The organism is Pseudomonas yamanorum, from assembly GCF_013386765.1.
In the GTDB taxonomy this organism is placed as follows: domain Bacteria; phylum Pseudomonadota; class Gammaproteobacteria; order Pseudomonadales; family Pseudomonadaceae; genus Aquipseudomonas; species Aquipseudomonas yamanorum_A.
Window position 1 is genome coordinate 145,479 of record NZ_JACARE010000019.1, and the last position, 23,652, is coordinate 169,130.

25 protein-coding genes are annotated in these 23,652 nt (G+C 61.1%); 18 read left to right on the forward strand and 7 right to left on the reverse strand.

All coding sequences use genetic code 11. From position 1 onward, the window contains the following. The 5 genes from HX875_RS16850 to HX875_RS16870 all read left to right on the forward strand — a co-directional run bounded on the left by HX875_RS16850 (position 1) and on the right by HX875_RS16870 (position 3,726). Positions 1-564, forward strand: a complete 564-nt coding sequence (locus HX875_RS16850) for an isochorismatase family protein (protein WP_177043997.1) — start codon at positions 1-3, stop codon at positions 562-564. 2 nt (positions 565-566) lie between these two features. Next, a complete protein-coding gene (locus HX875_RS16855) occupies positions 567-896 on the forward strand; it encodes a hypothetical protein (RefSeq protein ID WP_177043998.1) in 330 nt (109 codons plus the stop codon). A gap of 5 nt (positions 897-901) precedes the next feature. Continuing rightward, a complete protein-coding gene (locus tag HX875_RS16860; RefSeq protein ID WP_177043999.1) occupies positions 902-2,116 on the forward strand; it encodes an MFS transporter in 1,215 nt (404 codons plus the stop codon). 1,054 nt (positions 2,117-3,170) lie between these two features. After that, complete coding sequence (locus HX875_RS16865; RefSeq protein ID WP_177044000.1) at positions 3,171-3,542, forward strand: hypothetical protein; 372 nt, start codon at positions 3,171-3,173, stop codon at positions 3,540-3,542. Between the two features lie 4 nt (positions 3,543-3,546). Then, a complete protein-coding gene (locus tag HX875_RS16870) occupies positions 3,547-3,726 on the forward strand; it encodes a DUF1289 domain-containing protein (RefSeq protein WP_177044001.1) in 180 nt (59 codons plus the stop codon). 19 nt (positions 3,727-3,745) lie between these two features. Here HX875_RS16870 and HX875_RS16875 read toward each other — a convergent pair whose 3' ends face one another. The 4 genes from HX875_RS16875 to HX875_RS16890 all read right to left on the reverse strand — a co-directional run bounded on the left by HX875_RS16875 (position 3,746) and on the right by HX875_RS16890 (position 6,289). Then, positions 3,746-4,609 (reverse strand): DNA/RNA non-specific endonuclease, encoded by an 864-nt coding sequence (locus HX875_RS16875; protein ID WP_177044002.1) that lies wholly within the window; start codon positions 4,607-4,609, stop codon positions 3,746-3,748. A gap of 124 nt (positions 4,610-4,733) precedes the next feature. Further along, on the reverse strand, positions 4,734-5,123 hold the full coding sequence (locus HX875_RS16880; RefSeq protein WP_218171048.1) for a DUF2846 domain-containing protein: 390 nt from the start codon (positions 5,121-5,123) through the stop codon (positions 4,734-4,736). Between the two features lie 35 nt (positions 5,124-5,158). Next, positions 5,159-5,587, reverse strand: coding sequence for an Sbal_3080 family lipoprotein (locus tag HX875_RS16885; RefSeq protein WP_177044003.1), 429 nt, complete (start codon positions 5,585-5,587; stop codon positions 5,159-5,161). A gap of 45 nt (positions 5,588-5,632) precedes the next feature. After that, positions 5,633-6,289, reverse strand: coding sequence for a TetR/AcrR family transcriptional regulator (locus tag HX875_RS16890; protein WP_256348118.1), 657 nt, complete (start codon positions 6,287-6,289; stop codon positions 5,633-5,635). Positions 6,290-6,360: 71 nt separating this feature from the next. Between HX875_RS16890 and HX875_RS16895 the strand changes: the two genes are divergently transcribed. Next, positions 6,361-7,227, forward strand: a complete 867-nt coding sequence (locus HX875_RS16895) for an aldo/keto reductase family oxidoreductase (protein WP_177044004.1) — start codon at positions 6,361-6,363, stop codon at positions 7,225-7,227. 3 nt (positions 7,228-7,230) lie between these two features. On the opposite strand, the gene HX875_RS16900 is transcribed toward HX875_RS16895, so the two are convergent. Beyond that, a complete protein-coding gene (locus HX875_RS16900) occupies positions 7,231-7,926 on the reverse strand; it encodes a tRNA (adenine(22)-N(1))-methyltransferase (protein ID WP_177044005.1) in 696 nt (231 codons plus the stop codon). 94 nt (positions 7,927-8,020) lie between these two features. Between HX875_RS16900 and HX875_RS16905 the strand changes: the two genes are divergently transcribed. From HX875_RS16905 to HX875_RS16930, 6 genes are all read left to right on the forward strand, one after another. Further along, a complete protein-coding gene (locus HX875_RS16905) occupies positions 8,021-8,527 on the forward strand; it encodes a GNAT family N-acetyltransferase (protein ID WP_177044006.1) in 507 nt (168 codons plus the stop codon). A gap of 75 nt (positions 8,528-8,602) precedes the next feature. Next, positions 8,603-9,493, forward strand: a complete 891-nt coding sequence (locus HX875_RS16910; RefSeq protein ID WP_177044007.1) for a bestrophin family protein — start codon at positions 8,603-8,605, stop codon at positions 9,491-9,493. Between the two features lie 128 nt (positions 9,494-9,621). Then, the gene (gene proP, locus HX875_RS16915) at positions 9,622-11,124 is read left to right on the forward strand and encodes a glycine betaine/L-proline transporter ProP (protein WP_177044008.1); all 1,503 of its coding nucleotides are present in this window, start codon (positions 9,622-9,624) and stop codon (positions 11,122-11,124) included. Positions 11,125-11,247: 123 nt separating this feature from the next. Then, the gene (locus HX875_RS16920; protein ID WP_177044009.1) at positions 11,248-11,676 is read left to right on the forward strand and encodes a DUF2231 domain-containing protein; all 429 of its coding nucleotides are present in this window, start codon (positions 11,248-11,250) and stop codon (positions 11,674-11,676) included. Beyond that, positions 11,673-12,965, forward strand: coding sequence for a PQQ-dependent sugar dehydrogenase (locus tag HX875_RS16925; RefSeq protein WP_177044010.1), 1,293 nt, complete (start codon positions 11,673-11,675; stop codon positions 12,963-12,965). The genes HX875_RS16920 and HX875_RS16925 overlap by 4 nt, the downstream gene beginning before the upstream one ends. Before the next feature lie 82 nt (positions 12,966-13,047). After that, a complete protein-coding gene (locus HX875_RS16930) occupies positions 13,048-13,344 on the forward strand; it encodes a DUF3144 domain-containing protein (protein WP_177044011.1) in 297 nt (98 codons plus the stop codon). 23 nt (positions 13,345-13,367) lie between these two features. Here HX875_RS16930 and HX875_RS16935 read toward each other — a convergent pair whose 3' ends face one another. After that, positions 13,368-14,591 (reverse strand): MFS transporter, encoded by a 1,224-nt coding sequence (locus HX875_RS16935; RefSeq protein WP_177044012.1) that lies wholly within the window; start codon positions 14,589-14,591, stop codon positions 13,368-13,370. Positions 14,592-14,715: 124 nt separating this feature from the next. Here HX875_RS16935 and HX875_RS16940 point away from each other — a divergent pair, with 124 nt between their 5' ends. Then, entirely contained in the window at positions 14,716-15,420 is a 705-nt protein-coding gene (locus HX875_RS16940) for a TetR/AcrR family transcriptional regulator (RefSeq protein WP_177044013.1), read from the forward strand. Here the strand turns inward: HX875_RS16940 and HX875_RS16945 are convergent. Further along, a complete protein-coding gene (locus tag HX875_RS16945; protein WP_177044014.1) occupies positions 15,323-16,246 on the reverse strand; it encodes a LysR family transcriptional regulator in 924 nt (307 codons plus the stop codon). The genes HX875_RS16940 and HX875_RS16945 overlap by 98 nt on opposite strands. Before the next feature lie 153 nt (positions 16,247-16,399). On the opposite strand from HX875_RS16945, the gene HX875_RS16950 reads away from it, so the two are divergent. The 5 genes from HX875_RS16950 to HX875_RS16970 all read left to right on the forward strand — a co-directional run bounded on the left by HX875_RS16950 (position 16,400) and on the right by HX875_RS16970 (position 23,640). Further along, entirely contained in the window at positions 16,400-16,921 is a 522-nt protein-coding gene (locus HX875_RS16950) for a sigma-70 family RNA polymerase sigma factor (RefSeq protein WP_177044015.1), read from the forward strand. 4 nt (positions 16,922-16,925) lie between these two features. Then, positions 16,926-17,885, forward strand: a complete 960-nt coding sequence (locus HX875_RS16955; protein ID WP_177044016.1) for a FecR family protein — start codon at positions 16,926-16,928, stop codon at positions 17,883-17,885. Between the two features lie 74 nt (positions 17,886-17,959). Further along, a complete protein-coding gene (locus tag HX875_RS16960; protein WP_177044017.1) occupies positions 17,960-20,395 on the forward strand; it encodes a TonB-dependent siderophore receptor in 2,436 nt (811 codons plus the stop codon). A gap of 90 nt (positions 20,396-20,485) precedes the next feature. Beyond that, complete coding sequence (locus tag HX875_RS16965) at positions 20,486-22,342, forward strand: McrB family protein (protein ID WP_256348124.1); 1,857 nt, start codon at positions 20,486-20,488, stop codon at positions 22,340-22,342. Further along, positions 22,339-23,640 (forward strand): McrC family protein, encoded by a 1,302-nt coding sequence (locus HX875_RS16970; RefSeq protein ID WP_177044019.1) that lies wholly within the window; start codon positions 22,339-22,341, stop codon positions 23,638-23,640. The genes HX875_RS16965 and HX875_RS16970 overlap by 4 nt, the downstream gene beginning before the upstream one ends. The last annotated feature ends 12 nt before the right edge of the window (positions 23,641-23,652 follow it).

Consider the following 23,652-nt stretch of genomic DNA (forward strand, 5'->3'; position numbering starts at 1 on the left):
ATGGCCGTCACCTCGCTGGATCCCAACACCGCGCTGATCATCGTGGACCTGCAAAAAGGCATCGCCGAATACCCGCTCATCCACCCGATCGGCGATGTGGTGGAGCGCTCCCGCGCACTGCTCGACGCCTTCCGTGAACGCAGCTTGCCGGTGGTGCTGGTCAACGTCACAGGCTTTGCCCCCGGGCGCACCGAGCGGCCACGGCGCAGCGATGTATTTCCGGCGGGATGGGCCGACCTGCTGCCCGCACTTGATCAGCAACCCGGCGACATCCTGGTGACCAAACGCACCTGGGGCGCCTTCGCCAGCACCGACCTCGAGTCGCAGTTGAAGGCCCTCGGCGTCACCCAGGTGGTGATCACCGGAGTGGCCACCGGCACCGGCGTGGAGTCCACCGCGCGCCAGGCCTATGAAGCGGGTTTCAACGTGACCCTGGCCATCGACGCCATGACTGACGCAAACCCCGAGGCGCACCACTACAGCCTGCATCAGGTGTTCCCGAAGCTGGGGGAAACCGGCACGGCGCAAGACATCATCGGTTTGCTTGAAACGAGAGGTGCGTGACCATGCAGTGGCATGAGCTGGTGTCTTACTTCTTCGGCGGTGTGTTCCTCGCCAACGCGCTGCCGCATTGCGTCGCCGGCGTGATGGGCCAGGCCTTCCAGACGCCGTTTGCCAAGCCTCGCGGGCAAGGTCGGTCGTCCTCGACGCTGAATGTGTTCTGGGGATTTTTCAACCTGGCGATCGGCTACGTGCTGGTCTGCCGGGTCGGGGATTTCGCGCTCGAAAGCACCGCTGATGTGCTCGCCCTCGGGCTTGGGGCATTGGCCCTGAGTGTGTTCCTGGCGCAGCATTTCGGGCGCTTCAACGGTGGTAATCCTTCAAGGCCGGTGTGAGTTCGATGGGCATTTTCCGCTCGCTGCGCAGCGTCAACTACCGCATCTGGGCCGTCGGTGCACTGGTGTCGAATATCGGCACCTGGATGCAACGCACGGCCCAGGACTGGCTGGTGCTGACCCAACTCACGCCGCATAACGCCTCGGCCGTCGGCATCGTCATGGCGTTGCAGTTCGGGCCGCAATTGCTGTTGCTGCCCTGGACCGGCTTTGCGGCCGACCACTACGACAAGCGCAAGCTGTTGATGGTCACCCAGGGTGTGATGGGCGTGCTGGCGCTGATGCTGGGGGTGTTTACCCTCACCGGTTTTGTCCAGTTGTGGCATGTGTATCTGTTCGCGTTCTTGTCCGGCTGCGCCTCGGCGTTCGACGCGCCGGTGCGGCAGATTTTCGTGGCGGAACTGGTGGGCGAAGCGGACCTGTCCAATGCCATCGCGCTCAATTCCACCTCATTCAACATGGCCCGCATGATTGGCCCGGCGGTGGCCGGCGTGACCATCGCGTCGGTGGGCACCGGCTGGGCCTTCCTGCTCAATGGCGCGAGCTTTTTCGCGGTGCTGGCCTCGCTGTTCCTGCTGCGGGTTTCGGGCCTGCACACCAGCCTGCGGGCATTGCGCACCAAGGGCAGCCTCACCGAGGGCTTGCGTTATGTGTGGGCACGGCCGGACCTGATGGCGATCCTGATCATGCTGTTCTTGATCGGCACCTTCGGCATGAACTTTCCGATATTCATCTCGACCATGGCCGTCACGGTGTTCCACGCCGATGCCCGTGGTTATGGGCTGCTGACGTCGACCCTGGCCATCGGCACCGTGGCCGGAGCGCTACTCGCCGCCGGTCGCGAGCGGCCGCACTTCAAGGCGCTGCTGATCGGCGCACTGGTGTTCGGGGTGGGTTGCACACTGGCGGCGATTGCCCCGAACTATTGGCTGTTCGCCGGGGCACTGGTGATCATCGGCGTGGGCGCCCTGACCTTCAGCAACACCACCAACAGCCTGATGCAACTCACCACCGAGCCGTCCATGCGCGGCCGGGTGATCGCCCTGCGGGTGGGCGTGGCGCTGGGCGGCACACCGATTGGAGCACCGATTGTGGGTTGGGTGGCCGACCATCTGGGCCCACGCTGGGCACTGGCGGTCGGCGCAGCCTCAGGCCTCCTGGCGGCCGGGGTGGCGATCTACACCATGACGCGCAAGCTGGATCGGCCCAAAGAGATCTGACCATCCAGCGTAGGAGCTGTCGAGCTTTAGCGAGGCTGCGAAGAGGCCCTGTCAGACGATAAAGATGTCGCCTGCCAGTCCGCCATCGCAGCCTCGCTAAAGCTCGACAGCTCCCACAGTTGATCTTCGCAGCCTTGAACAGTGTGCCCGCCTGGCTGACGAGGCTGCGGCCAAACGTACCTTTCCCGCTGATGTCTGTGACTCAAGAGATCGCGCACGCCAACAATCCTCCGTAGGAGCTGTCGAGCTTCAGCGAGGCTGCGAAGAGGCCCTTTCAGGCGATAAAGATGTCGCCTGCCAATCCGCCATCGCAGCCTCGCTAAAGCTCGACAGCTCCTACAGTTGATCTTCGCAGCCTTGAACAGCGTGCCCGCCTGGCTGACGAGGCCGCGGCCAAACGTACCTTTCCCGCTGATGTCTGTGACTCAAGAGATCGCGCACGCCAACAATCCTCCGTAGGAGCTGTCGAGCTTCAGCGAGGCTGCGAAGAGGCCCTGTCAGACGATAAAGATGTCGCCTGCCAATCCGCCATCGCAGCCTCGCTGAAGCTCGACAGCTCCTACAGTTGTTCTTCGCAGCCTTGAACAGTGTGCCCGCCTGGCTGACGAGGCCGCGGCCAAACGTACCTTTCCCGCTGATGTCTGTGACTCATGAGATCGCGCGCCAACAATCCAGCGTAGGAGCTGTCGAGCTTCAGCGAGGCTGCGAAGAGGCCCTTTCAGGCGATAAAGATGTCGCCTGCCAATCCGCCATCGCAGCCTCGCTGAAGCTCGACAGCTCCTACAGTTGATCTTCGCAGCCTTGAACAGTGTGCCCGCCTGGCTGACGAGGCTGCGGCCAAACGTACCTTTCCCGCTGATGTCTGTGGCTCATGAGATCGCGCGCCAACAATCCTCCGTAGGAGCTGTCGAGCTTCAGCGAGGCTGCGAAGAGGCCCTGCCAGGCGATAGAGATGTCGCCTGCAAATCCGCCATCGCAGCCTCGCTAAAGCTCGACAGCTCCCACACTGGTTCTCTCGCGTATCATCCCTATCCTCCCCGCCCAAGGAATCGTCATGCCTTCAACCAAACGCGACAGCGCCCGGATCGAACGTCGCCTGGTCACGACCCTGACCGAAGCCTGTGAAATCGCCAAGGCCGAAATCACCGGCTTCGACTGGCTGACCCACGAAGTCGATTACGCAGCCTTTGCACAAAGCCTTCGGGTGGTCTGGGTATTTGATACCCGGGCGAACAAGGAGCTGGCCCTTTCAACGGGACTGGACGGGCGTATGCGCGAGCTGACCGCCACGGCACTGGAAGACGCCGGCGTGGATCGCCCCGCTTCGGAGCGTTATGTTCGCTTCGACTCCGAAGAAGAATGCCACCTCCAGCATGGCGGCGATTGGCGCCTGCGCGTGGCCAGACTGTATGCCGTAAAGGGGTGAAGCCTTGGCTAAAGATATCGAGAATCCATGTGTCTCAACCTGCCAGCTCAGTGGTGAGCTGTGTGTGAGTTGTGGACGCACCAAGGACGACATCCGCAAATGGAAAAAGATGAAGCGGCCAGAGAAGATGGCCGCTGTGCAGCGTGCAACATTGCGCTTGAAGACGTTGAAAAAGGCCAAGTGAGCCCCTCAGATTCAAGCCATCACGTACGCCCCACCGATCCCGTCACCGGCAGGTTCCCCAACAGCTTGAGCCCGGTGGTCTTCACGAACGTCGCGTAGTCCATCGGCTTCTCGATGCGGGTTTCAGCGTTGGGCAATACGTAGGCCCAGGCGCGCTGGGACGATACGTCGTACACCAGCTTGAACAGGCGGGTCGGCACCCACACCTTGTTGTCGCCGATGGTGCTGTAGCCCGGGTCAAACAGCGGGCCGGTGAACACGAAGACATTGCCGTCGGCACGCTTGGCAAACTTGCGCACGTCCGCCTCGACCTTGCTCCAGATCTTGCGGTTGTTGGTGGGGTCCTGGGGCACCATGTTCGACAACGCGAAGGATTGGGCCATGGCGTTGGTGCTCGGCGCATCGGCGGCCGGGGATTGATGGCCGCGGTCCACGGCCGGGTGTTGGCCACGGTAGTCACTCAACTCGGCCCGTGCGCCCTTGGGAATGCGCGGGTCCGGGTAGAACTGGTTGGTGCGCTCCTCGCCTTTGGCGTCCTGCAACTGGCCGGCGTTCAGGCGCTCGACCACCACCAGCGGGGTCTTGCTGGTTTGCGAATACAGCACCGCAAAATTATCGGAGCACAGCGCCAGGGGTTTCATGGTGGCCGGCACGGTGGCGGTGTTGATGGGTTGCCTGGCCGGGAACAGGTCGGCGCAACTGTCGAACGACGGCTTTTTCTGTTGGCTTGAATAGAGATCCAGGGCCGCGCCCTGGCCAATGGAGCCCGAGCGGGAAGTGTGTTGCGGGTGCGGTGTGATGAGGTCCAGCAGGCCACGGGCTTGTGCCCCGGTGGAGAGCAAAACAAGGGCCGACAGCCCAACTGCAATTTTGCGAAGGTGCATGGGTTAAATCTTCAAATGGGAGGGAGAAAAAACGTACCGCGAGGCTCTATTCCGAGCCACACGACCGCTGACAGTCGTGCGGGGGTTATTGACCGTCACCCATCACATTAGTTGCCGGGTACCGTTACTTCACCGGTATATATGAATACCCGCGCACCATGGTTTTCCCTTCGTTCGCCTCCCGCTTGCGAATCTTCTCGAACATGTTCTCCTGGGTGTACTCAACGAAGTATTCCTTACCCGGCTCAACCGAGAGCATCAGGAATACGTTCCGGGCATTCGGACGTTGCCCGGCAGACACCTTGTGCACGCCCGGGCTGACCAGCACCCAGGAATAAGTCTCGCTGCTCAGCCCCACGATTGCGCTGTCATCGATACTGAACACGCTGTCATAGAAGCTGCCCTGGATAACCTGGGTCCGCATCATGTAAACCAGCGCCTTGCCCGCAGGCGGCGCCGGAGGTTCGAAGTAAGGTTGGCTGGTGCTGGTATGACCACACCCGGTCAGCAGCATGAGCAACAGGACCGCGATACTTTTGATGAATCTGCTCACTTGGCCTGCCCCAATAGCTGGTTGATCACCGGTGCCATTTTTTCCTCGACCGTCTTGTATTTCGACAAGTCGAAGCCCCCCTCGCCCGTCAGGTTGTAGTGCGCAACGCCAATGGACTGCTCGCCTTTGTAGAGCTGGACGCTGGCATCGGACAGGTAGGCAGAAAAGTCCCAGGAACGAATGGCGGTGTAGGTCAGGCGGTATTCACAGTTGCCCGGAACCGGCGCGGCATACAGCCGGCTCTCAATGTGGTGTTTGCGCAACAGCGTTTGCAGGCCATCGACAAAATCCCCTACCACTACCTTGGGGTTCTCTTCGATGCACAGCTGGGAGATTTTGTATTGAGGCGCGACAGGGTCAACCTTGACGTTTGTACACCCGGCCAAGGCCAGTAGAAGGCCTGCCGTAAGGGCTCTGGACAGCATGTTCAATCCCTGAATCAGAAGTGATATCAAAATAATGGCAACATGCTAGCTTGACGCCCCTTGGCGGTCAATTGACAGTGACTGATAGGTTTGAAGATAAGCCCGCAGCAGCCGAATCACCTGCTGTTCCAGGCCGGCTTCATAGGCCGGCGTCGCATTGCCCTCCAGCAGGGCTCGCACCGGGCCCACCACCGCGCTGATCGAGATGGCGGCGGTCAAGGATGGGTCTTCAAAACGGGCATCCGATGCCGTCGCCAGCATCGCCGCAACGGCGGTCACCATCCGCTGGCCGATACGCGCGACAAGCTCTGCACCGCCCCGCTCCCCCGCGATGGCATAGAGGGCTTTGGACGCCGTCGGGTCCATGAGCTTCACCGCCAGAAAAGCCGTGACAAACCCCGACGCCATTTCTGCCACCGTGGTGCCCTGATGTTGATCGCACGCCTGCTCGACGGTCTCGGCCACGTGCACCAGATGCTTTTCCAGCACCGCCGCGAGGAGTGCATCGCGGTTCGGATAGTACTGATACAGGCTGCCCACCGACATGCCCGCCCGCTCGGCCACGCGGGTCGTCGTGCACCGCACCAGGCCCTGGGCGGTCAAAACCTGAAGGGTTGCCGTGTGCAGCGCGTCGACCGTCGCCGCCGACCGCGCCTGAACCGCTGATTTTCTTGGCTTTAGTGAGGCTTTGGGAGGACTCATGGAATGCGAATTCTAAACCTGAAGGATCCTTCATATTATAGGCTTCCTCCCGTCAAGCAAGAGCCACAGCCATGACCCGCTCAGGAAACCGCAGCACCTTCACTCTCGGCGATCGCAGCGTCAACCGCATCGGTTATGGCGCCATGCAACTGGCCGGCCCCGGGGTATTTGGCCCGCCAAAAGACCGTGATGCGGCGCTGGCCGTACTGCGCGAGGCCGTCGCATCCGGCGTGAACCATATCGACACCAGCGATTTCTACGGGCCGCATATCACCAATCAGATTATTCGCGAGGCACTGCATCCGTACAAAGACGACCTCACCCTCGTCACCAAGGTGGGCGCCCGTCGAAGCGACGATGGCGGCTGGCTCAACGCCTCGTCAAAGGCCGAGCTGACCCAGGCGGTACATGACAACCTGCGCAACCTGGGCCTGGACGTGCTGGACGTGGTCAACGTGCGGGCCATGCACGGCGTGATGGGCACTGCCGAAGGCTCGATCGAAGAGCCCCTGAGTGTCATCGCCGAGCTGCAACAACAGGGGCTGATACGCCATATCGGCATCAGCAACGTCACGCCGACGCAGGTGGCCGAGGCGCGAAAACTCGTGCGTTTCGTGTGTGTGCAGAACCTGTACAACATCGCCCATCAACACGATAACGCGCTGATCAACGAGCTGGCCCGGGACGGCATTGCCTATGTGCCGTTCTTCCCGCTGGGCGGGTTCTCACCGGTGCAGTCGGCGGTGTTGTCGAACGTCGCGCAGCGGCTTGGCGTGACGCCGATGCAATTGGCGCTGGCATGGTTGCTGCGTCGTTCTCCCAATATCCTGCTGATTCCTGGAACGTCTTCGGTCACCCATTTGCGTGAAAATATCGCGGTGGGCGAACTGCAGCTTTCGGACGAGGTTGTGGCAGAGCTGAATACCATCGCAGGCTGACCCTCAGGCCAGCAGCTCGGTAATCCACCGGGCTTGTTGTGCGACCTCGTGCACCTTGTCCTCGGGCACTGCCTGCCGCGCCTGGGCAAAGTCCTTCAGGGTTTGCTGCTTGTGGCGCAGGATACGCTGCCACTTGAGCAGGAACTCCGGGCTGCGGGCCTGCATTTGCAACGGGCCGAAGTACAGTTCCTCGGCGCTGTAGATCACAGGCGCCGCGCGCTCGGCCACGATGATTTCGTAAAAGAAGCGATTCTCCCGCAGCAGTTCCTCGCAGACGATGGAGTAACCGTTTTCCATCAGCCATTGGCGCAAGGGCTGCTCGCCGCCGTTGGGTTGCAGCACCAGGCGCTCCTGGCCGTTGAGACGCGCCTTGCCGCTGTCGAGGATGTCGCGGATGGTCTCGCCGCCCATGCCGCAGATGCTGATCGTGGTGATCCCGTCTCCCGGCTCGATGGCCGCCAGGCCACTGGCCAGGCGCACGGTGATGTGTTGCTCCAGTTCATTTTCGCGCACCGTACGCTCGGCCGCGCGGAACGGCGTCAACGCCACCTCCCCCGCCACCGCTGCGACGATCGCCCCGCGACGCATCAACGCCACCGGCAAGTAACCGTGATCGGAACCAATATCCGCCAGATGCGCACCAGCGGGCACATGCGCTGCCACGCGCTCCAGGCGCATGGACAATGTGTGTTCGTTCAACTGCCGTTCCTTTTTGCCGCGATGGGGCTGATCGGTTCAGGATAACTGATGGGGTATGCTTGCTCACCGCACAATTGCATGGAAGAGGTGATCGATGACGTCATTCAGGGTTCGCGAGCTGAGCAGTACGGACACCGAAGCATTGCTGGCATTTGAAACACAGAACCGTGAGTGGTTCGAGTCGCATATCGATGCCCGCGCTCCGTCGTTCTACTCCGTGCAGGGTGTGGCCGAGCATATCCAGGCCTACCTGGCCGACTTCGCCCTCGGCGCCTGGCACCCGTTTGTGATCGAAGACGCCAGCGGCGAAATCGTCGGTCGCGCCAACCTGAAAAGCATCGACTCACCGAAGGGTTCTGCCGAAGTCGGTTATCGCATAGGTGAGCGTGCGTGCGGCCAGGGCCTGGCCACCCAGGCACTCAAGCATCTGATCCAGCAGGCACAGGCACGCTGGGCGCTGACGCAATTGGTGGCCTATGTATTCCCGGAAAACGTGGGCTCACAAAAAGTGCTGCAGCGCTGCGGATTCGTGGCTGAACAGCCTGCACCCGACGACCAGGCGCCTGGCGAAAAGCGCTTCGTCCTGACGATCCAGGCCTGAAGGCGCGAACCTTTACCCGGTAAACACCGTCCGAGCTAAGGCATTGATGCTTACCGCTCGCCACGAGGTTTCCGTTTGAAAGCTGCCATCATCAAAAAATACCGCCTGATCATCAAGACCATGGGCTATGTGGGCTGGGCGCTGTTCTGGCTGCTGCTCTGGGATATCGCCGTCACCGTGGACTTCATGCTGTTCCTCAACAGCAAGATCAACCTGCCGCTGATGCCGCTGACCTTGCTCGGCTCGGCCCTGGTGGTGCTGATCAGTTTCCGCAACAGCAGCGCCTACAACCGCTGGTGGGAAGCGCGCACGTTGTGGGGTGCGATGGTCAACAATTCCCGCAGCTTCGCCCGCCAGGTCCTGACGTTGCTGGATGACCCGGGCCACGAGATCAACCCGATAAAAGCGACCTTGCTGCGCCGCCATGTGGCCTATGTGAACTGCCTCGCGGCGCACCTGCGGGGCCAGCCGTGCCCGGAAGAAATACGTGCCTTCCTGCCGGCCGCCGAGTTCACCCGCAGCGCCACCACCAATAACTTTGCCAACGACATCCTCAACGGCTCCGCGGCGCTTTTGGCCCAGGAATACAAGGCCGGGCGCCTGGACAGCATTCGCCTGGCACGGCTGGAGTCGACCCTGGTGGACTTGTCCAACAGCCAGGGCGGCATGGAGCGCATCGCGAATACGCCGCTGCCCTACCCTTACGTGTATTTCCCACGGCTGTTCATATCGTTGTTCTGCCTGATCGTGCCGGTGGGCCTGGTGGAATCCCTGGGCTGGTTCACCCCGCTGGCCTCCACGGTGGTGGGTTTCATGCTGCTGGCCATCGAACGTATCGGCACCGATTTGCAAAGCCCGTTTCGTGACAGCGAGCACCAGATCCAAATGGAAGCGCTCTGCGAAACCATCGAGAAAAACCTGCAGTCGATGCAGCGGGATTCCCTGGGTGGCGAGCGGATCAGTTGATCCTTGCCGGGCCGATAACAAAAAAAACCGGCCAGTGGTGAATTATTCAGTGTCCGCATGTATCTGACCCATTAAGCGCATGCCACCAAAACAGTGGCATCGAAATGGACCTGCGGTTGAGTATTCCCATGAAATCACGCAAGAAAACCGTCAATCCGATTGGATTGGATGACATCACCATTGTTGACGACGCCAAGATGCGCAAGGCGATCACCGCCGCGGCGCTGGGCAACGCCATGGAATGGTTCGACTTCGGGGTGTACGGCTTTGTCGCCTATGTACTCGGCAAGGTGTTCTTCCCCGAGGCATCCCCCAGCGTACAGATGATCGCTGCCCTGGCGACCTTCTCGGTGCCCTTCCTGATTCGCCCGTTGGGCGGCCTGTTCTTCGGCCGGCTGGGGGACAAATACGGCCGGCAAAAGGTCCTGGCGGCGACCATCGTGATCATGTCCCTGAGCACCTTCGCCATCGGGCTGATCCCCTCATATGACTCTATCGGCATCTGGGCGCCGATCCTGTTGCTGCTGGCCAAGATGGCCCAAGGCTTCTCGGTAGGCGGCGAATACACCGGCGCCTCGATCTTCGTCGCCGAATACGCCCCGGACCGCAAGCGCGGCTTCCTCGGTAGTTGGCTGGACTTCGGCTCCATCGCCGGCTTCGTTCTCGGCGCGGGCGTGGTGGTGCTGATTTCTGCGGTGATCGGCGAAGAGGCGTTCCAGTCCTGGGGCTGGCGCCTGCCGTTCTTCCTCGCGCTGCCGTTGGGCATGATCGGGCTCTACTTGCGTCATGCGCTGGAAGAGACTCCGGCCTTCCAGCAGCATGTGGAACAACTTGAGCAGGGCGATCGCGAAGGCCTGGCGGGCGGCCCGAAAGTGTCGTTCAAGGAAGTCGCCACCAAGCACTGGCGCAGCCTGATGACCTGCGTCGGCGTGGTGGTGGTGACCAACGTCACGTACTACATGCTGCTCACCTATATGCCGAGTTACCTGTCCCACAACCTGCACTACAGCGAAAACCACGGCGTGTTGATCATCATCGCGATCATGGTCGGCATGTTGTTCGTACAGCCGATGATTGGCTTTGTCAGCGACAAGATCGGGCGCAAACCCTTCATTGTCGTTGGCAGCATCGCGCTGTTCCTGCTGGCTATTCCGGCGTTCATGCTGATCAACAGCGGCAAGCTCGGGCTGATTTTCTCGGGGCTGCTGATCATTGCGGTGGTGCTCAACTTCTTTATCGGCGTGATGGCCTCCACTTTGCCGGCGATGTTCCCCACGCACATTCGCTACAGCGCGTTGGCCAGTGCCTTCAATATCTCGATCCTGGTGGCCGGCCTCACGCCGACGGCCATGGCCTGGCTGGTGGAGACCACCAACAACCTGTACATGCCGGCCTATTACCTGATGGTGTTCGCCGTACTGGGCCTGTTCACCGGCCTCACCATGAAAGAAACCGCCAACAAGCCCCTGCGCGGCGCGGCACCGGCGGCTTCAGACCTTGAGGAAGCCAAGGAGCTGCTGCAGGAGCATGAGGACAATATCGAGCAGAAGATCGAAGACATCGACGCGCAAATCGCCGAATTGGAAGCCAAGCGCGAGAACCTGGTGCAGCAGCATCCGCGCATCAACTGACGCAACATATTTGGAAACGAATCGACGGTGAACTAACGCGCAAGCGCCAGGCTCCTTCCTTAAGCGCAGTCAGCGCGGCCCTGATGAACCTCATCAGGGCCGCTCAACGATAAGGAGCCGCCCGTGACCGTCACCCCCGCCCTCACCCACCGCTGCACGCCTGGCCCGCTTCACGCGACCTTGCTTGCCGGTACCGTCCCGCTGTTTCTCGGCGCCTTGCTGAGTGACATTGCCTACTACCAGACCTTCCAGATCCAGTGGAGCAACTTCGCCGCCTGGCTGATCGCCGGCGGTCTGGTGTTCTGCGGGCTGGCGTGGCTGTTTGCGCTGGTCAACCTGTTGCGGGCCGCCCGCAAGGCCGGGCGCCCTACCCTGTACTTCCTGCTGTTGCTGGTCACTTGGGCGCTGGGATTGGTCAACGCCTTTGAACACGCGAAAGATGCCTGGGCGGTGATGCCTTCGGGCCTGGTGCTGTCCGCGATCGTGACCCTGCTGGCCTGCGTGACCACCTGGGTCGGGCTGACCAACCTGCGCTCGGGAGGTGACCAATGAAGCATTCCAGCACACTGACAATGTTGAGCATGGCGATGCTGTTGAGCGCCTGCGGTGGCGAAGCCGACAGCACTCAAGCCCGCGGTCCCGATCCCAAGCTGCCGGAGCCCCAGCGCGGCCTGTTGCCCAGCATGAAGATTGCCGAACCGGTGGCCTGGGGCGAACAGAAACCCACAGTGCCCGAGGGTTACAGCATCACCGCCATCGCCACTGACCTGCGGATTCCGCGCCAGACCCTGGTGCTGCCCAATGGCGATATCCTCGTCGCCGAAGGCCGCGGCGGCAGTGCGGCGAAACTCAAGCCCAAGGACGTGATCGCCAGCGTGATCAAGGCCGAGGGCAACACCAAGGTCAAGGGCGGCAATCGCCTCACGCTGCTGCGCGACGCCGAGGGTGACGGCACCTACGAGCTGAAAACCGTGTTCGCCGACAACCTCAACGCGCCATACGGCCTGGCCTTTGCCGACGGCAAGCTGTACGTGGCCAACCAGGATGCGCTGGTGCGCTTCGACTACCAAGACGGCCAGACCAAAGCCGGCGGCCCGCCCACCACCGTCACCGACCTGCCCGCCGCGATCAACCATCACTGGACCAAATCCCTGGCGATCAGCCCCGATGGCCGCTCGCTGTATGTCGGCATCGGCTCCAACAGCAACATCACCGAGCGCGGCATGGAGGTGGAGATCGACCGGGCAATGGTCTGGCAGATCGACGCCGCCACCGGCGCCCACAAGCCTTACGCCACCGGCCTGCGCAACCCCACCGCCTTGACCATTCAACCGGGCTCCGGCCAGGTGTGGGCGGTGGTCAACGAACGGGATGAATTGGGGCCCGACCTGGTACCGGATTACCTGACCTCGGTGCGCGAAGGCGCTTTCTATGGCTGGCCGTACAGCTACTGGGGCCAGAACGTCGACACCCGCGCCCAACCGCAAAACCCGGCCAAGGTTGCCGCCGCGATCAAACCGGATTACAGCCTGGGTTCTCACGTCGCGGCACTGGGCGTGGACTTCTCCATCCCGGCCATGGGCGAGAAATTCGCCGACGGCGTGTTCGTGGGCGAGCACGGCAGTTGGAACCGGGACAATCCGGTGGGTTACAAGGTGATCTTCGTGCCGTTCAGCAACGGGCGGCCGTCCGGTGAACCGCTTGACTTTGCCACGGGCTTTCGGGGTGACGACGGCAAGACGCGCGGGCGGCCAGTGGGAGTGACCGTCGATCCAAAGGGTGCGCTGATCATTGCAGATGACCTGGCCAACACCGTGTGGCGGGTGACGCGCAATAAATGAGGCACGAATCTGCCAACGTGGTTGCCTTCCCGTGGAGCGTGGCGGTACCTTCGCCGCACTCACGAACAGGAAGGTAACCGCAATGCCAGACACCACCGACAACGGCTTCTACGATCGCGCGGATGCGCACATCGAGCTGTCAAACGAACAGTTCAGGGCGTTCGCCGACCTGGGCAAAGTCAGCGCCTCGATGATGTTTGGCACCACACGCTTCAATGCCTGGGTCAGTGCTCGCAGCTTTAAATCCGGCGAAGAAATGGCCCAGGCGCGTGAGGCCATGCTGAAGTATTTCTGTGATCAGTACCGGATGATGCTTGAGGATAATCTTGATGATCACATCAATAATTTCAGCCAGTACATGCTCGTAAAAAGCAGTTGAGCAGGCAGGTTGCCGCTCCCCATTCAGTGGGCGGCAACCGCAGGCTTGCCGTGGGCCCGATGCCCCGGTTTGAAGCCATGATTGCGAGCGGCCCACACAATCGCAAACCCCACCGCCAACAACACCAACATCGCCCACGGGAACGAAGCCACACCCCAGGTATCGAGCAACACCCCACCCACCACGCCGCTCCCGGCAATCGCGCTGTTCCACGCCACCACATTCAGCGACAGCGCCACATCGGCCCCGTCCCCGGCCGCATCCGCCAGCGCCGTTTGCAGCAACGTCGCCGCGCCACCAAAACTCAAGCCCCACACCGCCACACCGAGGTAGATCACCCCCGGCACCTGCGCCAGAAAACCGAACGCCAGGCACGTCGCCGCAAAGCCCGCGAGGCTGACCAATACGGTGTTGCGCAACGCCGCATCCACCAACCGGGCGGTCACCCAAATGCCCATCAGTGCCGCCACGCCAAACACCAGCAGTACCAGGTCCACCCGATCCACCAACCCCGCCGGGGCCACGAACGGTGCGATGTAGGTATAGAGAATGTTGTGGGCGAGCATCCAGGCGATCACCACCGCGAGCACCGGCCGTACGCCCGGCGTGGTCAGCACCTTGCGCAAGGGCATGCGCTGATGGGCCGACTGGCCGGGGTAGTCCGGCACCTTCACCAGCACCCACACGATCAGCACCAGGGTCAGCGCCGACATGATGCCGAAGGTGGTGCGCCAGCCCACCAGGCCGCCCATCCAGGTGCCCAGCGGCACCCCGAGTGACAGCGCAATCGGCGTTCCAACCATGGCCAGCGCCAAGGCCTTGCCCTGTTGCTGCGGCGCCACCATGCGCCGCGCATACCCGGCCAACAAACTCCACGCCAGCCCCGCCGCCATGCCGGCAAGGAACCGCGCCAGCAGCGTCAGCCCGTAGTGGGAGGACAGCGCCGTGATCGAGTTGAACAGCAGGAAACCGACGATGGTCAGCAGCAGCACATTGCGCCGCCGCCAGCCGCGGGTGGCGATGGTCAGCGGGATCACCGCCAACACCGAGCCCAGCGCATAGGCGGTCACCATCTGCCCGGCCATGGACGCTGAAATCCCCAGGCCGTCGCTGATCAACGGCAACAGGCCCGCCGGCAGGGTTTCGGTGACGATGCAGATAAAACCGGTCATGGCCAGGGCGAGCAAGGCGCCGATGGGCAAGCGGTCGGGAACGGCGTCTGCCGATAAGGTGGTTGAGGGGGTCACAGGGAAACTCCTTGAACGAGAGGACTTAAATACCGATCGATATAAATGTTGGGCGCCCTGCGCAGCGTTGTCAACGACTTATGTATCGACTAGTATTTATCTCATCACCCGAGAGGATTTCCCCATGGCACAGATGGGCCGCCCCCGCACCTTCGACCGCGACCAGGCCGTGGAACAGGCCATGCACCTGTTCTGGCAGCACGGTTACGACGCCACGTCCCTGAGCCAGTTGAAAGCCGGACTGGGTGGCGGCATCTCCGCGCCGAGTTTCTATGCGGCGTTCGGCTCCAAGGACGCGTTGTTCCAGGAGTGCGTGCAGCGTTACCTGGCGACCTTCGCCCAGGTCACCGAATGCCTGTGGGATGACAGCCTGCCGCCACGCCAGGCCATCGAGACCGCGCTGCGCCAATCGGCGCGCATGCAGTGTGAAGACGGCCACCCCAAGGGCTGCATGGTGGCCCTGGGTGTGATGAGCGCGCCCTCCCCCGAGAACACACAAGTGACCCACGGGCTGACCCATTCCCGGGAGCGCACCCGGGCGGGCATCGTGCATTGCGTGGAGCGTGGCATCAGCCTGGGCCAGCTACCCGCCGAGACCAACGCCCGCGCCATGGCCACGGTCTACGACAGTTTCCTGCAAGGCGTGTCGATCCTCGCCCGGGATGGTGTGCACGCCGACACTATCGACGCGGCCATCGGCCAACTGATGCTGACCTGGGATTTATCCGCCGCTACAGCGCCGCCCACTCGGCGCGATGCTCCAGCAGAAAGTCGACAAACGCCCGCACCCGATGGGGCACGTAGCGGCCGTGGGGATACAGCAGGGTAAACGGCCGCGAACGCCCGCCGTAAGGCTGCAACACCTCCACCAGGCTGCCGCTGGCCAACTCTTCCTCGACGATGAATTTGTAGGTCTGGAACAGCCCGGCGCCATGCTTGGCCAGGGTCACGCCGCCGAGCACATCGTCGGAGCAGCTGTAACCGGCCTCGCCGGCAAACTCCCGCTCCTTGCCATCGACCTGGAACAACCAGGAAATACGCCGCCCGTTGCTCGGCAATTCGTACTGGATGCATTCATGGGCCGGCAAATCCTCCAGGGTCTGAGGCGTGCCCGCGCGCTGCAGGTACGCCGGCGTCGCGACCACCACCAGCCTGGCGTCTTCCAGCAAGCGCGCAATCAGCGTCGAGTCCGGCTGGGCACGCACGCGGATCGCCAGGTCGTAGCCTTCGGCGACGAAATCGATGTTGCGGTTGCTGATGTGGATATCCACGGTGACTTGCGGGTACAGCGCGCGGAATTTCGGCAGCAGCGGCAGGATGCGGTGATGGCCATAGGTGGTCGGGATGCTGATGCGCAACAGCCCGGACGGCACCGATTGCGCACCCATCATTTCCTGCTGGGCTTCCACCAGTTGCGTCAGGGCCTGGCGGCATTGCTCGAAAAACGTCCGGCCGCCGTCGGTCAGGCGGATGCTGCGGGTGGTGCGCACAAACAGCCGCGAGCCCAGGCGTTCTTCCAGCCGCGAGATGCTGCGGCTCACCGCGGCCGGGGTCACGCCCGCCACCTGGGCGGCGGCGGTAAAGCTGCTGGCCTCGGCGGCGAGGCAGAACAGCTCGATGCTGCCCAGCTGCAAATCTTCGAAATGGCGCTTCATGATTGATTACACCGGGTATCGACTTAAGGATGCTCCCGCGCTATTTATCAGCACAGGCCGCATAAATATACAGCGCCACCCGCCCCACGCTTGCTTTCATTCCATGCACACCGCTAATCTTGCGAATAATTCTTATCCGCAGACACTCCCGCCATGTCCGCCAGCGACCTTCCCTTGAACCAGGCCGTCCATATGCTCTACGCCGAGCACCATGGCTGGTTGTTCGGCTGGCTGCGCAAAAAGCTCGGTTGCCCGCAAAATGCGGCGGATCTTTCCCATGACACCTTCGTGCGCATCCTCGCGTCCCGCGATGCATTGGGCGGCATGCGCGAGCCTCGGGCGTTTCTCACCACCACGGCGCGCCACCTGATCATCGACCGCGCCCGCCGCCGCCAGATCGAGGACGCGTACCTGCGGGAACTGGCGCTCACCGTCGACCTGCTGGAAAGCTGCCAGCAATCGCCGGAACAGATCCTGCTGACCCTCGAAGCCCTGGAGCAGATCGCGTTCGTGCTCGACGGCCTGGCGCTGAATGCCCGGCAGGCGTTCCTGATGCATTTCCTGGAAGGGCTGCGCCAGGCTGAAATCGCCAGCCGCCTGGGGATTTCCGAGCGCATGGTGCGCAAACACCTGATGAACGCCCTGGTGCACTGTCACCACGCGCTGGATGTTTGAGCCGATGCTTGATTCCTCACAGAGCCTCGACGAGCAGGCCGCCAGCTGGATGATGCGCCTGCACGACGGCAACCTCAGCGAGCGCGAGCGCCTGCAGTTCGAACAATGGAAAGCCCAGGACCCGCACCATGCTGCCGCGATCGAGCGCCTGCAAGGCTTCGTCGGCCGCTTGCAGGCCCTGCGCCCGCAACACGCGCCGGTGCATGCCGCGCTGGATGCGGCGCTGGTGAAACGTCGGCGCAACCCGGCCGGCAGAGTGGTGCTTGGGTTGATGCTCGCCCTGCCCCTGGCATTGCTGCTGCGCAGCTATCCGCCAAGTTATTTGCTGGCCGACCAGCGCACCGCACCGGCCGAGTGGCAGCGTATCGACCTGGACGACGGCTCGCAGTTGATCCTCAGCGGCAACAGCGCCGTGGACCTGACCTTCAACCCGCAGCAACGCCAGGTGAAACTGCTGCGCGGGGAGATCCTCGTGCAGGTGGCCCATGACGCCACTCGGCCATTTATCGTAGTGACTGAAGACGGGCAAATGCGCGCCCTCGGTACCCGCTTCACGGTCAAGCGCGAGGCGCCCGGCACGCTGCTGACCATGCTTGAATCGAAGGTCGCCGCCCAGGATGCCAACCACCATCCTGCCGTCGAAGTCAGTGCCGGCGAGCAGGCGCGCATTACTGCACAGGCGGTCACGCGGTTGGGCCATGTCGACACACGGGCGACCAACGACGCCTGGCAGTACCACCAACTGGTGGTCCAGGACCGCCCGCTCCCGGAAGTGCTCGACGAGCTCGCCCGCCAGTACGGCGGCCACCTGCAATTCGACCGCGAGCAACTGGCCGACCTGCGGGTGTCGGCGGTACTGCCGCTGGATGAGCCACGGCGGGCGCTGCAATTGATCAGCGATGCGTTCCCGGTGCGGGTGCGCTCGTTCAGCCCGCTGTGGTTGAAGATCGAGCGCGAAAAATAAATCGGCGCGCCGGGTTCCGCTTTTTGCAATCGCCCCGTCAAGGAAGAAAGCACCTCATCACAGGAACCTCTTCCATGCCGTCGGACTTCAGCGTTTCGCGCCACCCCAAGCGTTCTTTTGTGCCCCTTGCCCTGGCGATCAACCTGGCGACGTTTTCCCTGCTGGGCCTGGGCATCAGCACGCCGGCGGCGGCCCAGAGCGAGGTACAGCGCTACGCCATTGCACCCGGTGCGCTGGGCCCGGCGTTGAACCTGTTCGCCCAGCAGGCGCATGTGGCATTGCTGTTCGACGCGCGCAGCGTGGCCGGCTTGAGCACCGCCGGGTTGCAGGGTGAGTTCGCGGTCAACCAGGGTTTTGCCCGGCTGCTGCAAGGCAGTGGTTTCCAGGCCGTGCAAGGCGCCAACGGTTTTGTGCTGGCGCCGGTAAGCAACAGCACCGGCTCCCTCGAACTGGCGCCCACCGCCGTCACCGGGCTGACCGAAGAGGCTTCCACCGAACACGTCAAAGGCTACGTGGCCACCCGCAACCTGAGCGCCACCAAGACCGACACGCCAATCATCGAAACCCCGCAATCACTGTCGGTGGTCACCAGTGACGAGATCCGTGATCGCCAATCCGAAACCTTGTCCCAGACCCTCGACCTGACGCCCGGTTTCACCAGCCAGCCCACCAGTTTCAACCGCACCTCGGACCGCTTCCGCATCCGTGGTTTCGACGTCGAGTCGGCCACCGGCGGCTCCCTGCGTGACGGCCTGCGCCTGCAGAACAACTCCTACGACGGCGTGCAGGAACCCTACGGCCTGGAGCGCGCCGAAGTGATTCGCGGCGCGGCCTCGGTGCTCTACGGCCAACTGTCGCCGGGCGGGCTGATCAACACCGTCAGCAAGCGCCCGAGCCAGACGCCGTACCACGAAGTGAACGTGCAGGCCGGGCAAAACAACCGCAAGCAATTGTCCGCCGACTTCACCGGCCCGCTGGGCGACAGCGAGACCTTGAGCTACCGCCTGACCCTGCTGGACCGCAAGAGCGACACCAGCGCCGACCACATCGACAACGACAAGGTCTACGTCGCCCCGGCCCTGACCTGGCGCCCGGATGACGACACCTCGCTGACCCTGTTGTCGTTCTACCAGAAGACCGAGACCCGCTTCTCTGCGCCACTGCCCTACCAGTTGGTAAAAGGCGTCGGCGACGGCAAGTTCCAGATCGGCCGCCACGACTTTATCGGCGACCCGAACTACGACGAAATGAACGGCGAGATGTCGGCGCTGGGCTACGAGTTCGAGCACCGGTTCGACGAGCACACCCGTATCAGCAACAAGCTGCGTTATTACCAGTCGGAGGTGACCTGGCGGTACCTGCAAGTGAACGCCACGCCGGCCTTCATCGCGACCGCGCAAAACACTGGCATCCTGCGCCGCCAGTACAGCGACCGCGTCGAACGCTCCCGTGGCCTGGCCAGCGATACCAACATCGAAAGCAAATGGCAGTTCGGCGATTGGCAGCACACTTTCCTGCTGGGCTTCGACGGCTATGACACCAGCTACGACTCTCACAACTTCCGTGGCAATGCGCCGTCGCTGAACCTGGCGAACTACGTCAACAACCAGCCGGTGGTGGTCAACCGCGCACCGAATACCGACCGGGGATCGCAGATCGACACCCTGCAAAAAGGCGTGTATTTCCAGGACCAGATCACCTTCGACGAACACTGGATTGCCGTGCTGGGTGGCCGCCATGACTGGGCTGACCAGGACACCGAACTATTTCGCAACTCCGCCAAGACCAGCCAGAGCGACGAGGCCACCACCTGGCGCGCTGGCCTGGTGTACAAGGCCGACAACGGCCTGGCGCCCTACCTGAGCTACAGCGAATCGTTCTTCCCGGTGGCAGGCGTGAACAAGGCCGGGCAAGCGTTTGTGCCCACCGAAGGCAAGCAATACGAAATCGGCATTCGCTACCAACCCGAAGGCAGCGCCACCTTGCTGAGCGCCGCCGTGTATCAGTTGGTGCAGAAAAACGTGCTGACCCAGGACCCCACCGATATCACCTATTCGGTGCAAACCGGCGAAGTGCGTTCCCGTGGGCTGGAGCTGGAGGCCAAGACCGAAGTCACGCCGAACCTCAGCCTGATCGGCTCTTACGCCTACATCGACGCTCGCATCACCAAAAGCAATATCGCCAGTGAAGTCGGCCAGCGCAGCGAAGACACGCCCTACCACCAGGCCGCCCTGTGGGCCGATTACCGCTTGGCCGAACTCGGCTTGCCGCAACTGCGCATCGGCGGTGGAGCGCGCTACAAAGGCACCACCCAAGCCTCCGGCGTACCGTCAGGGATGCCCGCCTACACGCTGTATGACGCCCGCGCCAGTTACGAGATCGACCCGCATTGGGAAGTCGCGCTCAACGCCAACAACGTCACCAACAAACGCTACACCTACTGCGAGTTCGCGATTTGCCGGTATGGCGATGAGCGCCAGTTGGTGAGTTCGGTGACGTATCACTGGTGAGTCCGAATGCGTATGGGGAGTGAAAGCTAAAGGCTATTTGCTACTATGGCCTAACGCTTCACTCACCTATCAGGAAGGCACTACGTGGAAATGGACGAGCCGCAAAAGGACGATTCCGCTTTTAACGCCAAAAACATCAAGATCTGGAAGCTATCTCACGGCGGAAAAACCTTTACCGCCGACCAACATGCCAGTTTCGTGAGCAACCGGCTTGCTGTAGTGCACAGAGATACCAAGGTCAATCAAGGCAAGCATTTCAAAGGTGAACCGGAGGGTACATTGTTCTACCTCTGCCACGGCAATGCCGTACAGGCTCTGGCCCGTTTTTGCGGCCCGGCCAAGGTCGATGACGAGGGCTGGCAAAAACGTCCGTATCAATTACTAAGACGCTCCAGCCAACAAACGCCCTATCGGGACAGCAAAAAAAAGTGGACGCCTCAAGGCAATTCGACTTTCTTCTCGGTCCCGACAGCAGAGCTACCGGAGTTTGAACAAACCCTGCTCCAACCTTACTTCGGACTCAAACTGGCGGAACTCATGAATCTGGAACCCATAGACGACACTATTGAATTTCTGCGTGTCCCCCAACTGCAGGCGGCGGAGCCAGGGCCACTCAACCGAATTCTCTTTGGCCCTCCAGGGACCGGTAAAACCTACCGCTCGGTGGCCGAATCGGTAGCGATCGTCGAGTCGGTGGCGCTTGCTGACGTGCTCAATACGGCGGCTTATACGGACACGAAGGCACGCTTCGACCATTACCGAAAAGAAGGCCAGATTGATTTTGTAACCTTCCATCCCTCGTATTCTTATCAGGACTTCGTGGAAGGTATTCGACCAGACACGGTGGACGGTCAACTGTCGTATCAGGTCGAACCTGGGATACTCAAGCGAATCGCCGACGCCGCAACGGCCAACTGGCATGCAAGCCTGCAAACCGCCGGAACGACCCTGAGTGATACGGAACGATTTGACAGGGCATTCGAACAGGTCCTGGAAGATGTCGAGGAAGCGACCTCCGGTTTCGTCCAGGCCACGCTTTACAACAAGACCAAGGTGAACGTCCGAGTTAGTGTGCGTGAGAAGAGTCTGTTACTGACCAAGCCGGGATCCAACACACAGTTCAGTGTTGCCAAATCCCAACTGCGCAAGCTTTGGGCAAATCGCGCAAATATCAATAAGCCAGCCGACACGGGGATTCACACGCGATCGTCCTATTACGCCGCATTGAAACTGCTCGAGGAAACCGATCTGGAACTCGGGCAACCCGTCGTGCATACCCCAATCACCTTAAAGCGTTATGTACTGATCATCGATGAAATCAACCGCGGCAACATCGCAAAGATTTTCGGTGAGCTCATCACACTGATTGAAGACGACAAGCGCCTAGGCGAAAGAAACGAACTGACCGTGCGTCTGCCCTACAGCCCGGACGAACTGCCCTTCGGCCTGCCACCGAACTTGTACCTGTTGGGCACCATGAATACAGCCGACAGGTCTATCGCGTTGCTCGATACCGCATTGCGTCGCCGTTTCGATTTCCGGGAGTTGATGCCAGATGCCTCAATACTGGAGGGAAAAGTAGTAGAAGGCATCAACCTGCAAACCTTGCTGGATACGCTCAATCGCCGAATCGTTTTTCTGGTCGGGCGCAATCACACCCTGGGCCATGCCTACCTGACAGACGTCAAAGACTTTGGTGCATTGGAGTCGAGGTTTTTCAACCGAATAATTCCATTGTTGCAGGAGTACTTTTTCGATGACTGGGCCAAGATTCGTCTGGTCTTCAAAGATAGCGGCAAGAAGCAATATGCCCTGCAGATCGTACGAGAGTACGAAGAGGATGCACTCGAGGTACTGGGGGATGATATTGACGTTATCCAAAATCGCACTCGCTATGAAATCGCCAGCAAGCTGACACCTGACATGATCCGAGCCATTTACGAATGACGGTCGTCAGCTTTCGGGAATACCTACCCATCACCGTGTGCAAGGCACTTTCCAGCCCAACGGAATCGGTGCTGACACACGATGAACTCGACGCGTTGGAGGCGCTCGGAAAGCAGCTGAATATCACGATCATCGAACACATCTCAAGAACCAAAGTACGTCCTCGCCAGTTCGTGGGAAGTGTCCAGGTAGGTGATCGACTGCTTGAGTTTCTTCCGAAAATCGAGCCTGAGGGGCTAAGCGACCTTCCCGTCGTTCGGCAAAATCTTCTGCAAATGCTACTGGTCGCTCACGATCTTGAACTAAGTCACACCAACTTGGCTGACCTGACACACACCTCAGGAAGCTGGCTCGACTTGCTGATGCGTTTTTTCTGTAATGCCTTTACCGCACAACTGCGCCATGGCCTGGTGAAACGCTACCGTGTCGAGGAGGACGATCTACCTGTAGTACGTGGGCGCTTGCTCTTGGATGAACAAGTATCCCGCAACTTCATTCACAAGGAACGCATGGCCTGTGAGTTTGATGAGCTCGATGAAAATCATCCGCTTAACCAAGCGTTCAAATGGGTCATCGGGCGAATGCTGCGTTTGGCGCAATCGGAGCGGACTCAGCAGGCAGCCAGAGAACTGCTGCTGCATTTGTCGGCGGTATCTGACGTCCCCATCAATCGGCTGAACATTGCTCAAATAACCTTGGATCGCAGTGCTGAACGCTTCCGCATGTGCTGGGAGCTGGCGAAGTTGTTTATTACAGGTAATACGTCTGATATCTACGCAGGAGCACAACAGTCATTCGCACTGCTGTTCGACATGAATGACCTATTTGAAGGCTATATAGGTAAAACTTTCCAACGAGCCCTGCGCCAACACCCAACGCAAAGGGTGCGGCTACAACACTCGGAACGCTATCTGGTTAAAGAGGTAGCCTCCGGCCAGCGCCTGTTCAAGCTTCGACCCGATATCGTGATCGTAGAGGGCGACACTATAAGCTGCATTGTTGACACTAAATGGAAGCGCCTGCTCGCGAAACAACGCAAAGCCGGTGTATTACAGTCGGATCTTTATCAGATGTATGCCTACGCCGGACAGCATCAGTGCGACTCTATTGTCTTGCTTTATCCCTGGAATCCCGACGCTGGCGAACTTCAAAATATACGTAAGCGCTTTCAAGTCGAGGGATCGGATGTCTGTATCAAAATCGCTGAAGTTTCCCTCTACGACCTGTCAGGGGTACCCGCGCAACTGCTTGGGTTACTGAGTGGAGAGGTTTCAACCGCTCCACTCACAGCAGGATAGGTGAATGGTGAT

Excerpts from the sequence above, each read along its gene's own strand:
- HX875_RS16860 (WP_177043999.1), top strand. The coding sequence starts at position 902 with ATGGGCATTTTCCGCTCGCTGCGCAGCGTCAACTACCGCATCTGGGCC.
- HX875_RS16950 (WP_177044015.1), top strand. The coding sequence starts at position 16,400 with ATGTCCGCCAGCGACCTTCCCTTGAACCAGGCCGTCCATATGCTCTAC.
- HX875_RS16865 (WP_177044000.1), top strand. The coding sequence starts at position 3,171 with ATGCCTTCAACCAAACGCGACAGCGCCCGGATCGAACGTCGCCTGGTC.
- HX875_RS16850 (WP_177043997.1), top strand. The coding sequence starts at position 1 with ATGGCCGTCACCTCGCTGGATCCCAACACCGCGCTGATCATCGTGGAC.
- HX875_RS16925 (WP_177044010.1), top strand. The coding sequence starts at position 11,673 with ATGAAGCATTCCAGCACACTGACAATGTTGAGCATGGCGATGCTGTTG.
- HX875_RS16855 (WP_177043998.1), top strand. The coding sequence starts at position 567 with ATGCAGTGGCATGAGCTGGTGTCTTACTTCTTCGGCGGTGTGTTCCTC.
- HX875_RS16880 (WP_218171048.1), bottom strand. The coding sequence starts at position 5,123 with ATGCTGCTGACCGGGTGTGGTCATACCAGCACCAGCCAACCTTACTTC.
- HX875_RS16905 (WP_177044006.1), top strand. The coding sequence starts at position 8,021 with ATGACGTCATTCAGGGTTCGCGAGCTGAGCAGTACGGACACCGAAGCA.
- HX875_RS16965 (WP_256348124.1), top strand. The coding sequence starts at position 20,486 with ATGGACGAGCCGCAAAAGGACGATTCCGCTTTTAACGCCAAAAACATC.
- HX875_RS16930 (WP_177044011.1), top strand. The coding sequence starts at position 13,048 with ATGCCAGACACCACCGACAACGGCTTCTACGATCGCGCGGATGCGCAC.
- HX875_RS16955 (WP_177044016.1), top strand. The coding sequence starts at position 16,926 with ATGCTTGATTCCTCACAGAGCCTCGACGAGCAGGCCGCCAGCTGGATG.
- proP (WP_177044008.1), top strand. The coding sequence starts at position 9,622 with ATGAAATCACGCAAGAAAACCGTCAATCCGATTGGATTGGATGACATC.
- HX875_RS16875 (WP_177044002.1), bottom strand. The coding sequence starts at position 4,609 with ATGCACCTTCGCAAAATTGCAGTTGGGCTGTCGGCCCTTGTTTTGCTC.
- HX875_RS16970 (WP_177044019.1), top strand. The coding sequence starts at position 22,339 with ATGACGGTCGTCAGCTTTCGGGAATACCTACCCATCACCGTGTGCAAG.
- HX875_RS16885 (WP_177044003.1), bottom strand. The coding sequence starts at position 5,587 with ATGCTGTCCAGAGCCCTTACGGCAGGCCTTCTACTGGCCTTGGCCGGG.
- HX875_RS16890 (WP_256348118.1), bottom strand. The coding sequence starts at position 6,289 with ATGAGTCCTCCCAAAGCCTCACTAAAGCCAAGAAAATCAGCGGTTCAG.
- HX875_RS16895 (WP_177044004.1), top strand. The coding sequence starts at position 6,361 with ATGACCCGCTCAGGAAACCGCAGCACCTTCACTCTCGGCGATCGCAGC.
- HX875_RS16940 (WP_177044013.1), top strand. The coding sequence starts at position 14,716 with ATGGCACAGATGGGCCGCCCCCGCACCTTCGACCGCGACCAGGCCGTG.
- HX875_RS16945 (WP_177044014.1), bottom strand. The coding sequence starts at position 16,246 with ATGAAGCGCCATTTCGAAGATTTGCAGCTGGGCAGCATCGAGCTGTTC.
- HX875_RS16960 (WP_177044017.1), top strand. The coding sequence starts at position 17,960 with ATGCCGTCGGACTTCAGCGTTTCGCGCCACCCCAAGCGTTCTTTTGTG.